Annotated in this window: 14 protein-coding genes; 11 read left to right on the top strand and 3 right to left on the bottom strand. The window is 69.5% G+C overall.

Translation table 11 applies throughout. The features are described 5' to 3' along the window. Nucleotides 1-37 precede the first annotated feature (37 nt). From J2853_RS34525 to J2853_RS34555, 7 genes are all read left to right on the top strand, one after another. Nucleotides 38-865, top strand: coding sequence for a helix-turn-helix transcriptional regulator (locus J2853_RS34525; RefSeq protein ID WP_307564889.1), 828 nt, complete (start codon nucleotides 38-40; stop codon nucleotides 863-865). Nucleotides 866-909: 44 nt separating this feature from the next. Further along, nucleotides 910-1,872, top strand: coding sequence for a quinone oxidoreductase family protein (locus tag J2853_RS34530; protein WP_307564890.1), 963 nt, complete (start codon nucleotides 910-912; stop codon nucleotides 1,870-1,872). A gap of 222 nt (nucleotides 1,873-2,094) precedes the next feature. Further along, nucleotides 2,095-2,565 carry a DUF4282 domain-containing protein gene (locus J2853_RS34535; protein WP_307564892.1) on the top strand — a complete coding sequence of 157 codons (471 nt, stop codon included), beginning with the start codon at nucleotides 2,095-2,097 and terminating at the stop codon, nucleotides 2,563-2,565. A gap of 455 nt (nucleotides 2,566-3,020) precedes the next feature. Then, nucleotides 3,021-3,455: an SPW repeat protein gene (locus tag J2853_RS34540; protein ID WP_307564893.1), complete on the top strand. Its 435-nt coding sequence runs from the start codon at nucleotides 3,021-3,023 to the stop codon at nucleotides 3,453-3,455. 241 nt (nucleotides 3,456-3,696) lie between these two features. Then, nucleotides 3,697-4,206: a MarR family winged helix-turn-helix transcriptional regulator gene (locus J2853_RS34545; protein ID WP_307564894.1), complete on the top strand. Its 510-nt coding sequence runs from the start codon at nucleotides 3,697-3,699 to the stop codon at nucleotides 4,204-4,206. A gap of 79 nt (nucleotides 4,207-4,285) precedes the next feature. Continuing rightward, the gene (locus J2853_RS34550) at nucleotides 4,286-5,158 is read left to right on the top strand and encodes an LLM class flavin-dependent oxidoreductase (protein ID WP_307564895.1); all 873 of its coding nucleotides are present in this window, start codon (nucleotides 4,286-4,288) and stop codon (nucleotides 5,156-5,158) included. Nucleotides 5,159-5,279: 121 nt separating this feature from the next. Then, the gene (locus J2853_RS34555; RefSeq protein ID WP_307564896.1) at nucleotides 5,280-5,768 is read left to right on the top strand and encodes a MarR family winged helix-turn-helix transcriptional regulator; all 489 of its coding nucleotides are present in this window, start codon (nucleotides 5,280-5,282) and stop codon (nucleotides 5,766-5,768) included. A 58-nt stretch (nucleotides 5,769-5,826) separates the two neighbouring features. Here J2853_RS34555 and J2853_RS34560 read toward each other — a convergent pair whose 3' ends face one another. Beyond that, nucleotides 5,827-6,378, bottom strand: a complete 552-nt coding sequence (locus tag J2853_RS34560; protein ID WP_307564897.1) for an AAA family ATPase — start codon at nucleotides 6,376-6,378, stop codon at nucleotides 5,827-5,829. A gap of 201 nt (nucleotides 6,379-6,579) precedes the next feature. On the opposite strand from J2853_RS34560, the gene J2853_RS34565 reads away from it, so the two are divergent. After that, nucleotides 6,580-8,070, top strand: a complete 1,491-nt coding sequence (locus tag J2853_RS34565) for an MFS transporter (protein WP_307564898.1) — start codon at nucleotides 6,580-6,582, stop codon at nucleotides 8,068-8,070. Nucleotides 8,071-8,191: 121 nt separating this feature from the next. On the opposite strand, the gene J2853_RS34570 is transcribed toward J2853_RS34565, so the two are convergent. Then, a complete protein-coding gene (locus J2853_RS34570) occupies nucleotides 8,192-8,749 on the bottom strand; it encodes a CGNR zinc finger domain-containing protein (RefSeq protein WP_307564899.1) in 558 nt (185 codons plus the stop codon). A 56-nt stretch (nucleotides 8,750-8,805) separates the two neighbouring features. On the opposite strand from J2853_RS34570, the gene J2853_RS34575 reads away from it, so the two are divergent. Beyond that, complete coding sequence (locus tag J2853_RS34575; RefSeq protein WP_307564900.1) at nucleotides 8,806-10,023, top strand: MFS transporter; 1,218 nt, start codon at nucleotides 8,806-8,808, stop codon at nucleotides 10,021-10,023. Nucleotides 10,024-10,110: 87 nt separating this feature from the next. Here the strand turns inward: J2853_RS34575 and J2853_RS34580 are convergent, their stop codons facing one another. Then, nucleotides 10,111-11,040, bottom strand: a complete 930-nt coding sequence (locus tag J2853_RS34580; RefSeq protein ID WP_307564901.1) for an RDD family protein — start codon at nucleotides 11,038-11,040, stop codon at nucleotides 10,111-10,113. On the opposite strand from J2853_RS34580, the gene J2853_RS34585 reads away from it, so the two are divergent. Then, the gene (locus J2853_RS34585) at nucleotides 10,997-11,686 is read left to right on the top strand and encodes a hypothetical protein (protein ID WP_307564902.1); all 690 of its coding nucleotides are present in this window, start codon (nucleotides 10,997-10,999) and stop codon (nucleotides 11,684-11,686) included. The two genes, J2853_RS34580 and J2853_RS34585, sit on opposite strands and share 44 nt — an antisense overlap. Before the next feature lie 141 nt (nucleotides 11,687-11,827). Next, complete coding sequence (locus J2853_RS34590) at nucleotides 11,828-12,217, top strand: DUF1761 domain-containing protein (protein WP_307564903.1); 390 nt, start codon at nucleotides 11,828-11,830, stop codon at nucleotides 12,215-12,217. Nucleotides 12,218-12,314 lie beyond the last annotated feature (97 nt).

The following is a 12,314-nucleotide window of genomic DNA, read 5'->3' on the forward strand; positions in this document are numbered from 1 at the left end:
GAGAACTTTGAGGCCAATAGTCGCTTATGGTGTTTTTGTGCCAGCCAGTCAATGCCACCGTGACCAGCTCAAGGTGTTCCTGCGCGCCAAGAGGGAGGCCCTGCGGCCCGCCGACGTCGGGATGCCCGACGGAGGACGCCGCCGTACTCCCGGGCTGCGCCGGGAGGAGGTGGCCGTGATCGCCGGGGTCGGGGTGTCCTGGTACACCTGGTTGGAGCAGGGGCGCGACATCAAGGTCTCCGACGCCGTGCTGGACGCGATCGCCCGCGCGCTGAAGCTCGACGAGGCGGAACGCACCCACCTGTATGTGCTCGCCGGACTGAATCCGCCGGATCCCGCAGGCCGGCCGGGCGCGCCGGTGAGCGAGCAGCTCCGCGCGGTGCTGGACGCGTGGATGCCCAACCCGGCGCACGTGCTGGACCGGCACTACAACTTGGTGGCGATGAACGACGCGGCCAGGCGGGTGTTCGGATTCGACGACGACGTCCGGAACTGCATGGTGGCGTTTTTCACCCACCCGACCTACCGCGGCCGGTTCACCGAACGGCACGAGTTCGCCCGGGACATGGTGGCCGACTTCCGCGCCAGTTCGGTCCGCTATCAAGACGATCCGCTCTTCGGGCGGATCGCCGAGGAGCTGTGTACGGCCAGTCCGGAGTTCGCCGAGCTGTGGGCGCGGTCGGATGTGCGTTCCCGCTCCCAGGGGATCAAGGCGATCACCCACCCCGAGGCCGGGGATCTCACCTTCGACTACTCCCTGCTCCGGCTGCCGGATCGCGCGGATCTCAACGTGGTGCTGCACACGCCGCATCCCGACACCGACACCGAGGAGAAGGTGCGCAGCCTGGTGGCACACCCGGGATGAGCCGGCACTGCCTCGGTGAAAGCCGTCCCAGCACGATGGACGGCATGAAGGCAATCACGATTCCCGAATTCGGCAGCGCCGACGTCCTCCGTCTGGACGAGGTCGAGATCCCCGTGCCTGGGCCGGGGCAGGTCTCCATCGACGTGGGCTACGCGGGCGCCAACTTCGCCGAGATCCTCTACCGGCGGGGCGTGGTGGACGTGCCCCTGCCGTTCGTGCCGGGCATCGAGGTGTCCGGCCGCGTCCGCGCTCTCGGCCCCGGCGTCGAGGGACTGCGGGTGGGCCAGCCGGTCGCCGCGCTGACGATCGTCGACAGCGGCGGCTACGCCGAGGTGGTGACCACCTCCGCCGACCTGGTGGCCCCGCTGGACGGCCACGACCTGGGGCTGGGCGTCGCGGCGGCGCTGCCGTCCAACAGCACCACCGCGTTTCTCGTGCTCGACCGGGTGGCCCGCATCGAACCGGGGGAAAGCGTGCTCGTGCACGCCGCCGCCGGAGGCGTGGGCAGCCAGCTCGGCCAGGCCGCCCGGTCGCTGGGCGCGGGCCGCGTGGTGGGCACCGTGGGCAGCCCCGCCAAGATCGAGACAGCCAAGGCGTTCGGCTACGACGAGGTCGTCCTGCGCGAGCAGGTGGCCGACGCCGGTCGATTCGACGTCGTGGTGGACATGGTCGGCGGTCCGGCGCGACGGAGCAGCCTGGACCTGCTCGCGCCGATGGGCCGGATGGTGGTGATGGGCAACGCCTCCGGCGCCGAGGACGTCGGGATCTCGGCCGACGAGCTGTGGTTCACCAACAAGACGGTCTGCGGGTTCACCCTGGCCGCGTTCTCCGCCGCCTTCCCCGTGGAGGCGGGTCGGGCGCTGCGCCGGGCGGTGGCCGCGGCCGCGAGCGGGGAACTGGGGCTGCGGGTCGAGTCGCTGCGGCTGGAGCAGGCCGCGGAGGCGCACCGCCGCATCGAGTCGGGCCGCACCACCGGCAAGCTCGTGCTCGAAGTCGAACGGATGTGAGGGCCCGAATCCCCCTGGCTTTCCGCATTAAATGCGATATCAGATTGCACAGTGAAACGTAAGTTAAGAAATAATAACCAAGGGGGACTTTTCCCTGCGCACGCGTGGGGGCCTCAAGCGATCTTGAAGGAAGTGGGACCTCTCCGGATAACGCCCCTCTTGTCCCTGCCGATTTTCTGGCAAGGTATCAGGGATCACGACCCCCCGATCGAGGACGGAAAGATGACCAACCCCTACCACAACCAAGATCCGCAGTACGGTGCCAACCCCTACCAGCAGGCCCCGCAGTACGGCGCCAACCCCTACCAGCAGCAGGATCCACAGCAGGGCTACGGGCACTACGGGCAGCAGCCCTCCCAGCCCACCTACCAGCAGCAGGCGTACCCGCAGCCCGGGCCCGCGGAGAAGGGATTCTTCGCCCGTCTTTTCGATCTCAGCTTCGACCAGTATGTGACGACGAGCATCATCAAGGTCATCTTTATCATCAGCGTGGTGCTTCAGGGGCTCTGGGCGATCTACTTTATGGCCGCCGGCTTCTTCGTGAGCACGGGGGCCGGCATCCTCACGCTCATCCTCGCTCCGATCGCCTGGTTCTTCGCCCTCCTCCTGACGCGCGTATGGATGGAACTGCTGATCGTCATCTTCAAGATCAAGGAAGACCTGGGAGCGATCCGCACCCGCGGTGGGTTCTGAGACGCCCCGTTTCCCCGACTCTCCGGCGGCGCGGCGAACCGCGTCGTCACCGGCACGGGGATGGACGCGAGGGCCGCGGCGAAGGCGACGAAGACGCCCGCCCCGATGGGGGATCCCCTCTGATCATCGAATCACGTCAGGCGATCATCTCGCGGGGCGCCGCGGGGCCCTCGCGGTGTGCCGTACCGCCCGAAGGACCCCGCGGTGGCCGGTGAGGCCGGGCGGGTGGGGCGGCCACCCGTCGTGGAGCCGCCCTTTGCGCTTCGGCGCCGGCTCGCTCGTGCCGCCCAGCCGGATCGTGATCCCGTCCGGGCGGTGAAGGTGACGCGCGGACCTTCGTGTAACGGCCAACTATTGACTTTAGGAAATTATTGCCCTGTGCAATGAATCGGCGCGAGGAGGGGCGGGAAGGGGAATATCGATCCGATCTCCACACGAGAAAGGTGGTGACTGACATGGCCGAGCGTTCACTGCTCGACATGGACCAACATCCTGACATCACCGCACTGCGCGCCCGATACGATCTCGCGGCCGAGATGCCGTTCGCCCAGGTCGTCAGCGGCCTGACCTTCCTGGGTGGCCTGTACCTGGCCATCTCACCATGGGTCGTCGGCTTCGACGGACGTACGACGCTGACCGTCAACAATCTGATCACGGGAATCGCCGTGGCGCTGCTGGCCGTCGGGTTCGCGTCTGCCTACAGCCGTACGCATGGCGTCACCTGGGTCATACCGTTCATCGGACTCTGGACGATCATCGCCCCCTGGGTGCTCCCCGGGCACGGGGCGACCACCTCGGTGGCCGTCAACAACCCCGTCGTAGGATTCGTGATCATCTTGTGCGGCCTGGCAGGCATCGGAATCGGCATGATGTCGTTGCGCCGGCGCTGACCGGTCCACCGGCGTAGGCCGTCACACCGCGGCCTACGCCGGACCGCGGTCACGCGCGGGTCCCGCCGGGACCGCGGCGGTTCGCGTCGCCGGCGCCACGGGGCCCGGTGCCCCGGCACGCGCCGTACGGCCGGCCGTCCCGGTGACGATGTCAGCGGATGCGACGGACAGTCGCCGACACGCACGTGTTCGCGGAGCGATCGCACAGGTTCGCGGAGCCGACCCTGTAGAAACGGTTCCCATGGCAGATCATGTGGATCAGGAACTCGTCGGAGGCGATCTCGACGCGGTCACCTCCGCCGTGCTGACCGCCTCGCGGGTGCTGGTGGCCGTCTCCGCGCGATCGCTCGCCTCCACCGAAGGCAGGATCACCCTGCCCCAGTTCGGGATGCTGCTGGTGGTCGGACAGGGGGAGACCAAGCTGGTCACCCTGGCGGAACGGCTCGGCGTGAACCCCTCGACGGCCATGCGCATGGCCGACCGTCTCTCCGCGGTGGGCCTGGTGTGCAGGGAGGCGAATCCGAGTGATCGCCGGGAGACGCTGCTCCGGCTCACCGGCGAAGGGCGTCGCATCGTCGACGAGGTGATCGCTCGTCGTCGAGCGGAGATCACCGCGATCCTCGCCCGGATGCCGGCGGATCAGCGGCAGGCACTCGTCACGGCCATGAGGGCGTTCAACGAGGCCGGCGGCGAAGATCCGGAGCACGGCGCCTTTCCCCTGGGCCGGCCGGACGATCCCTCTCATTCCTGACGGGAAGGCGGTGACATTCACGGCTTTCCGTGCCCAAAAGTTATTGTTTGTCCGAGAACGGGCCGGTAGAAATGGTCGCATGACGACTCTCGGCGCCGTGTTCCGGCCCCAACTACCTCCCGAGCGGCTGCGCGACGTGGCCCGTGCGGCGGACGACGCGGGCCTGGAAGAACTGTGGCTCTGGGAGGACTGCTTCCTGGAGAGCGGCATCGCCAGCGCGTCCGCGGCCCTGGCCTGGACGGAGCGGCTGCACGTGGGAGTCGGCCTGCTGCCGGTGCCCCTGCGGAACGTCGCGCTGACCGCGATGGAGGCCGCCACTCTGCACCGGCTGTTTCCCGACCGGGTCCTCCTGGGCGTCGGCCACGGCGTCCAGAAATGGATGGCACAGGTCGGCGCGCAGGCGGAATCCCCGATGACGCTGCTGCGCGAGCACCTCATCGCACTGCGGGCACTGCTGCGGGGCGAGCGGGTCACCACGGACGGCCGTTACGTGAAACTCGACGACGTCGCCCTCGACTGGCCTCCGGCGGCGGCGCCCGCGGTGTTCGCCGGGGCGGTCGGACCGCGCTCGTTGCGGCTGAGCGGCGAAGCCGCGGACGGAACCATCCTCGTCGCCGGCACGCCGCCCGACGAGGTGCGGCGGGCCCGCCGGCTCATCGACGAAGGACGGGCGGCGAGCGGACGCACCGACCACCACCGGGTGACCGCCTACCTCCACGCGGCGATCGGAGCGGACGGGGCCGTGCGCCTGGCGGCCGAACTCGAACGCTGGGGCGACGCCTCGACAGCGGACGTCGGAGCCGCCGGAGACGCGGACACGATCGCGGAGGCCGTCCAGCGACTGGCGGACGCCGGAGCCGACACCGTGGTCCTCCAGCCCACGGCCGACGAACCGGATCCTGAGGGCTTCGTGCGGTTCGTGGCCGACAAGGTCCGCCCGCTCGTCCCCTGAAGGTCGCCCGCCTCACCCTGACGGCCGTCCACAGTCTGGGGACGGAGAGCGTGCGAGGCCGTCCGGCGATGTCGCTGCTTGCAGATAATCCACAATGGGACCAGTCGATATGCTGGGGGACATGACCGCCATGGCACCCGCCCGTACCGAGCCGGACCTGTCGTTCCTGCTGGACCACACCAGTCACGTCCTGAGGACCCGGATGGCGGCGGCGCTCGCCGAGATCGGGCTGACGGCGCGGATGCACTGCGTGCTGGTTCACGCCCTGGAGGAGGAGCGCACGCAGATCCAGCTCGCCGAGATCGGCGACATGGACAAGACCACGATGGTGGTCACGGTCGACGCCCTGGAGAAGGCGGGGCTGGCCGAGCGCCGCCCGTCCAGCACGGACCGGCGGGCCCGGATCATCGCGGTCACCGAGAAGGGCGCGGAGATGGCGAGACGGAGCCAGGAGATCGCCGACAGCGTGCACAGGGCGGCCCTGGCCGCCCTGCCCGAGGACGAGAGCGAGGTCCTGGTCCGGGCCATGAACCGCCTGGCGACGGGACATCTGGCCACCCCCGCCGAGGCGCCGCAGGCGATCCGGCGGGCACGGCAGCGCACGAAATAACACCCATCACGAAATAGCACCCACCCGCCGGAGCGCTCTCCGCGGACGGACGCCGAGCTCAGTCGACGGCGCCTTCGTCCCATGCCCGGTCGAGGATCTCCTCCACGGTCTGGGCCGAGGTCTGGCCGGAGGTGTCGAGCCACAACCCGATGCGCGGCGTGCCTTCGCGCAGGCCCTGATCGAGCTGTTCGACGGTCCATTCCCGATAGCCGTCCTTCGGGCGCTCGAGATCGCGCCTGGCGACCGTCCGGGCGTCCGGGGCGAGAACGACAACGATCAGGGGCCTGCTGCGCACGAGCGAGACGAACCGGCCGAGCTCAGGACCGATGACGATGTCCTGCACCACCGCGGTGAACCCGGCCTCGCGGTAGGCGTCGGCCGTCGACGCCGCCAGCAGGTAACGAAGGTGGAGCTGCCGGAGGGCCTCCTGACGCGGATCGGGCGTCATCTCCGCCCTGCCGTTCACGATCATGCGGCGGAACAGGTCCCCGCGGACGTGCACCGAGCGCGGCAACCGCTCGGCGAGTTCCTGGGCGACCGTGGACTTCCCCGCCCCGGAGATCCCTGTGATCAGAACCACGGCCGGGGGGCGCTCCGCGTACTCCTGCATATCGAGATCATCCCCCAGCGGCGCGCTCTCCGCGAGCGGCGCGCCCACCTACGTCGTGCGGGCGAGGGTGTCACCCGACGCCGGGCACGCCGGTACGGCGGTGCGCCAAGTAGATCTGAAAGGGATAGTCTGCAACGGAACTATCTGCTACGGTCACTCCTGTTCCCCTTGAACGCGTTCCCTTCCGAACAGGAGACGGCCATGTCGCACCCTGCGGCTCTCCCTCAACCGCCCCGCACCGGCATGTCCCGGTCGCGCGGGCCGGCGCTCACCGTGCTGTCCGCCGCGATGCTGATGACGATCCTGGACGGCAGCATCGTGACCGTCGCGATGCCGGCCATCCAGCGGGACCTGGGCTTCACGCCCGCCGGGCTCAGCTGGACCGTCAACGCCTACCTCATCGCCTTCGGCGGGCTGCTTCTGCTGGCCGGCCGGCTGGGCGACCTCCTCGGCCGCAAGACCATGTTCCTGGCGGGCAACGCGGTCTTCACCGCCGCGTCGTTGCTGGCCGGGGTGGCCACCGGCCCCGGCATGCTGATCACCGCCCGCTTCCTGCAGGGGGTGGGCAGCGCCATGGCCTCCGCGGTCGTGCTGGGCATCCTGGTGACGTTGTTCACCGAGCCCGGGGAACGCGCGAAGGCCATCGGCGTCTTCAGCTTCACCGGCGCCGCAGGAGCCTCGATCGGCCAGGTCCTGGGCGGCGTCCTCACCGACGCGCTCAGCTGGCACTGGATCTTCTTCATCAACCTGCCCATCGGGCTGGCCACGATCGCCTTGGCGATCAGGGTCCTGCCGGGCGAGCGCGGGGCCGGACTCGCCGCCGGGGCCGACACCGTCGGCGCCGTGCTGGTCACCGGCGGCCTGATGCTGGGCATCTACACCGTGGTCAAGATCGAGCAGTACGGCTGGCTGGCGGCGCACACCCTCGGCCTCGGCGCGCTGTCACTCGCCCTGCTGGGCGCGTTCGTCGCCCGCCAGGCGACCGCCGCGACGCCGCTGATGCCCCTGCGGATCCTCCGCTCCCGCAACGTCTCGGGCGCCAACCTGGTTCAGATGCTGACGCTGTCGGCCATGTTCGCCTTCCAGATCATCGTCGCGCTCTACATGCAGAAGGTCCTCGGCTACGGCGCGCTCGACACCGGCCTGGCGATGCTTCCCGCCGCGGTGGCCATCGGCGGTGTGTCGCTGTTCGTCTCCGCCCGGCTCAACACCCGCTTCGGCGAACGCGCCGTCCTGCTGGCGGGCCTGGTGCTCCTGCTCGGGGCGATGGGCTGGCTCACCCGCGTCCCGGTGAACGCGAACTACGTCACCGACCTGCTCCCGGTGATGCTGCTCATCGCGGGCGGCGGACTGGTTCTCCCGGCGCTGACCTCACTCGGCATGTCCGGCGCGAGAGCCGACGACGCCGGCCTGGCCTCCGGGCTGTTCAACACCACCCAGCAGATCGGCATGGCCATCGGCGTCGCGGTGCTGTCCACGCTGGCCGCCTCACGCACCGCGCGCCTGCTGTCCGCAGGAAACGACGAGGCGACCGCGCTGACCGGCGGCTACCACCTGGCCTTCGGCGTCGCCGCCGCCCTGCTCGTGGCCGCCTTCGCCGTCGCGCTCATCGTGCTACGGCAGCCCGCCCCTGACGACGCCGTCCGGGACGCGACTCCCTCCGAGCCGGCGGGCCGGCCCGCGCTCTCCTGACCACCACCACGACCGGCCCGGCGAACGCGCACGGCGCAGACGACGCGGACGGCGCGGACGGGGATCGACTCGGATGACCGGGTTCACCGTCACAGACAAAAACAAGCCGGTCTCGTGCTTCTCACGACCGCGAGGAGCGCCGGTGAGCCGCGACGCGCTCGCGCGTCGCGCAGCGCCGCGAGCAGTAACGGCGCGCCGGACCGCTGCCCTGGGTGACAAAAACGTTCTGGCAACCGGGTGACGCGCAGAGCCCGCCGGGCGGGCGCTGCCGGTCCCAGACGAGAACGGTCAGCACCATGCAGGACGAGGCGAGGAACCACTCACCCAAGGGGGCGTCGTCGTCGCTGTCGAGGTGAGGGTGCCACGGCGTGCCACCGCCGTGCGAGGTGAGGCGGAGCGCGACGGTGTTGCCGAGCAGGAGCCGGTTCAGGGCGGCGGCGGCGAGGTCGACGTGGTCGGCGGCGAAGACCTCTCTCAGCAGGAGGGCCGCGGCGCGCATCTCCGCGACGTCGTCCGCGGAGAGCTCGACGAGGTCGTCCTCACCGTACTGGCGCAGCACCTCGGCGATCGTGCCGGCTTCGGGCCGCTCGACGCTCAGGGCGTTGACGAGGGCCGCGGTCCGCCGGGCGACGGTCAGCACGGAGTGCCGGGTGGACCAGTCGTCATGGGCTGGAAGCATACGGGGAATGTAACGCATATTGCTGAGTTTTGAGTTACTCAAGTAACGTCAAGCCGGTGATCAAGCGTTACGCGATGTGGCAGTACCTCACCGGAGCGGCTGCGGCCCGAACGGGAGATGAGATGTCCGGGCCGGCGTTGCTGCTGGCGGGGCTCGCGATCACCGGGTCCGCGTCCTCGGCCTCGTCGCTGCTGGCGGGCATCACGATCTCCGCGGCGATCGGCGGCCCCGTGTTCGGGGTCCTGCTCGACAGGACCGCCAGGCCGGGCCGCCTGCTGGCCGGGGCGCTCGCCCTGTACGGAGCGGGTCTGGCCGTGGTCGTCCTGAGTCTTGGACACCTCCCGATGGCCGCCACGGTCTCGATCGCCGTGTTCACGGGACTGCTCGGACCCGCCCTGTCCGGCGGTTGGACGTCACAGCTGCCGCGGGTCGTGTCCCCGGAGAGACTGCCTCGTGCGAACGCCCTGGACGCGATGACGTTCAATCTCGCGGGTCTGCTGGGTCCGGCACTCGCCGGGGGCGTCGCGGGACTGTTCGGAGCACCGGTCGGCGTGGTGGTGTCCATCGTGCTGATCGGACTCGCTCTGCCCTCGGCGTGGAGGTTGCCCACCCGCCGCGATCGGGCGCGGGTCCCGGCAGCCGCGTCGGTCATCGCCGACCTGGGCGCCGGATTCCGGTTCATCGCCCGCACCCGGTCTCTCGCCCGCGCGACTCTGACCTCGGTGATCTCGTGCGTGGGCCAGGGCATGCTGATCACCTGCGGTCCGCTGCTGGGAGAGCGGACGCTGGGCGGCGCCGGTCACGGCGCGATTCTTCTCTCCGGTGTCGCCGTCTCGGCGTTCGTGGCCAACGCGGTGCTTTCGCGGTATCCGCACTCGATCGCTCCGGACACGGTCATCTGGTGCGGCACCGTACTCCAGGCCGTCGCTTTTCTCCTCGCCGCCACCGGGCTGCCGGCCCTGCTCGTGGCCGCCGTCCTCGTCGCCGGTGCCGGTGAGGGACCCCAGCTCACCGCCTTGTTCGCCGTACGGCACCGGGAAGCGCCGGAACGCCTGCGTAGTCAGATCTTCACCACGGGCGCCAGCTTGAAGATCACCGGCTTCGCCCTCGGCGCGGCCGTCGCCGGGCCGATCGCCACCTGGTCGCTTCCCGGCGCGCTGCTGACCGCCGCCGGCTTCGAGGCACTCGCCGGACTGAGTTTCGCCGCCCTCTCCCTCGCCCGCCCCCGAGCACGTGCCGGAAAGGGTCCGGCGGTCACGACCCTCCACGATTGAGCGGCCGCCACGAGAGCGACGGCGCGGGCAGGAGAAGACCGGTCTCCCCTGCCGCGGGCCGCGTCGCCACCCGGCACGGTGGGCACATCACCCCGGCATCACGTAGACGAGCAGGAAGACGGTGGTGAGGACGAGGACGACGCCCAGGCCGAACAGGAACCCGATTCCTCTCCTGCCGGGGTCACTGAGGTCGATCACCACGGTGTCGGCGATCACGTCGTGCAGGCATCGGCGTTTCCAGCCGAAGAATATGCACAGCGTGTCGACCAGGTTGATCAGCACCCCCGCATACGGCACCAGCATCACGGCCGGGTAGACAAGGGCACGGACTCCCGCCTGGCGGAGGTCAGGCGATTCTCCGGTTGTGCGGGAGACCACCTTCAACCGGTACAGCCGCTTGCCGGGCGTCTGGCCCCAAAAAGCGTGCTGCAGCCAGAAGTAGACGGCGAAGAGGCCGGATATCGCAACGTCGACCGGCCAGTAGGGATTTCCCGCGTACGGGTTGAGATAGCTGACGGAAATCGACTCATCGGCCATCTCCAGGTCGTCGTAGAACAGCGAGTAGACCGGTGAGAGCACTATGGAAAAGATAAGACCGTCGATGAGGGAGGCCGAGAAACGATAACGTCTCGCGGCCAGAACAGGGGTTGTCAGGACCTGGGGGGCGGTTGTCATGCGAGTCAGTGTGCCGGATGGCCTTGACGCGTGAACCGGCGCGGCGGGAGATGCGAACCGCACCGGCTTCGACGGAAACCTCGGGGCTGATTCCACCCCCTTGCCTCGGGCGGTAGGCGTGTGTATCGTCCGGGTCGGCGCCGTCCTGCGCCTCACCTCCTTACCGGTGCTCACGCCATCGGCGTCGCGGAGGAAAAGGGGACCTCGAGTTCTCGGGACGCCGTCGTGCACGTGACCTTTCCGGCGGGGTCGGCGGGAGCGTGGGTCCTGCGGCCGTGCCGCGATGGGGAAGCATGTCATGACGAGCCGGAAGACGTTCAAATCCCGCGTACGCGCCCGCATGGGCAAGACGGGCGAGAGTTACACCACCGCTCGGCGCAGGCTCCTGGAGAGCTCCGACCGGCCACCGGCCGTCCCACCGGCCGTCCCGCCGGCCGCCGAGCCGATCAGGAGGAGCAAGGTCTCCGAGGCGACCATTCGCGAGCGCACCGGCCGAGGCTGGGACGAATGGTTCGCGCTGCTCGACGCCTGGGGCGCGACCGAGCGGACGCACACCCAGATCGCGCGCCGGCTCACGGGCGAGTACCGGATCGACAACTGGTCGGCGCAGAACATCACGGTCGCGTACGAGCAGGAGCGCGGGATGCGCGCCCCGGGGCAGGACAGCGGCGGTCACTACTACGCGAGCGGCAGCAAGACCATCGCCGTGCCCGTCGACCGGGTCTACGGGGCGTTCGCCGACACCGGGCTGCGGGAGCAGTGGCTACCCGGCGAGCTGAGGGTCCGTACGGCCACCGAGGGCAGGTCCTTCCGGGCCGACTGGCAGGACGGCTCGACGCGGATCGTCGTCGGCTTCACCGTCAAGGGCGACGCGAAGGCGCAGGTGGCCCTGCTGCACGAAAAGCTTCCCGACGCCGAGACCGCCGCGCAGATGAAGGCGTTCTGGCGTGAACGCCTCGCGGCGCTGAAGACGCTGCTCGAAGCCTGACAGCGGCCTTTTCTTTCGAACCCGTTCCCCTCGGGACGGCACCCGCGCACCGGCGTGCCCTCGTCCGGCGACGCCGTACGAGCCCATCCCCGCCGTACGAGCCCATCCCCGATTCGCTCAGAACAACCTCAGGAGAGCCTCGTGGAATTCAACTATGCCGCCCTCGCCGCGGCCACCGTCGCATCGTTCGTGATCAGCATGGTGTGGTACGCCGTGTTCGGCGGTCAGCGGTCCGAACCGCCGGGCGACGCGACGACCGGCTCGCGACCGCAGCCTTGGAAGATCCTCCTGGAACTGGTCCGGAGCCTCGTCGTCGCGACCGTGCTCGCGGGCCTCGCCGCAGGCCAGGGCGTCACCACGTGGACAGAGGCTCTGCTGCTCGGCGCGGTCGCCTGGATCGGGTTCCCCCTCGTGCTCCTGGTGGGCTCGGTCATCTGGGAAGGCGTCCCCTGGCGATCCGCCGCCGTCCACGCCGGTGACTGGCTGGTGAAACTCCTGGTCATCACCGTCATCGTCGGCGTCTGGCGGTAAGTGGACCACCGCATTGAAAGAAACGTCGGCAAGCCGGTGACAACGGCCGATCTCCAAACGTTAGATCCATTGCCCGTACGGGCATTTCGGTAGATCA

The sequence above is a fragment of the Streptosporangium lutulentum genome, assembly GCF_030811455.1.
Taxonomy (GTDB): Bacteria; Actinomycetota; Actinomycetes; order Streptosporangiales; family Streptosporangiaceae; genus Streptosporangium; species Streptosporangium lutulentum.

What these genes read in the sequence shown, in the direction of transcription:
- J2853_RS34530 (WP_307564890.1), top strand. Translation starts at nt 910, where the DNA reads ATGAAGGCAATCACGATTCCCGAATTCGGCAGCGCCGACGTCCTCCGT.
- J2853_RS34535 (WP_307564892.1), top strand. Translation starts at nt 2,095, where the DNA reads ATGACCAACCCCTACCACAACCAAGATCCGCAGTACGGTGCCAACCCC.
- J2853_RS34540 (WP_307564893.1), top strand. Translation starts at nt 3,021, where the DNA reads ATGGCCGAGCGTTCACTGCTCGACATGGACCAACATCCTGACATCACC.
- J2853_RS34545 (WP_307564894.1), top strand. Translation starts at nt 3,697, where the DNA reads ATGGCAGATCATGTGGATCAGGAACTCGTCGGAGGCGATCTCGACGCG.
- J2853_RS34550 (WP_307564895.1), top strand. Translation starts at nt 4,286, where the DNA reads ATGACGACTCTCGGCGCCGTGTTCCGGCCCCAACTACCTCCCGAGCGG.
- J2853_RS34555 (WP_307564896.1), top strand. Translation starts at nt 5,280, where the DNA reads ATGACCGCCATGGCACCCGCCCGTACCGAGCCGGACCTGTCGTTCCTG.
- J2853_RS34560 (WP_307564897.1), bottom strand. Translation starts at nt 6,378, where the DNA reads ATGCAGGAGTACGCGGAGCGCCCCCCGGCCGTGGTTCTGATCACAGGG.
- J2853_RS34565 (WP_307564898.1), top strand. Translation starts at nt 6,580, where the DNA reads ATGTCGCACCCTGCGGCTCTCCCTCAACCGCCCCGCACCGGCATGTCC.
- J2853_RS34570 (WP_307564899.1), bottom strand. Translation starts at nt 8,749, where the DNA reads ATGCTTCCAGCCCATGACGACTGGTCCACCCGGCACTCCGTGCTGACC.
- J2853_RS34585 (WP_307564902.1), top strand. Translation starts at nt 10,997, where the DNA reads ATGACGAGCCGGAAGACGTTCAAATCCCGCGTACGCGCCCGCATGGGC.
- J2853_RS34580 (WP_307564901.1), bottom strand. Translation starts at nt 11,040, where the DNA reads ATGCGGGCGCGTACGCGGGATTTGAACGTCTTCCGGCTCGTCATGACA.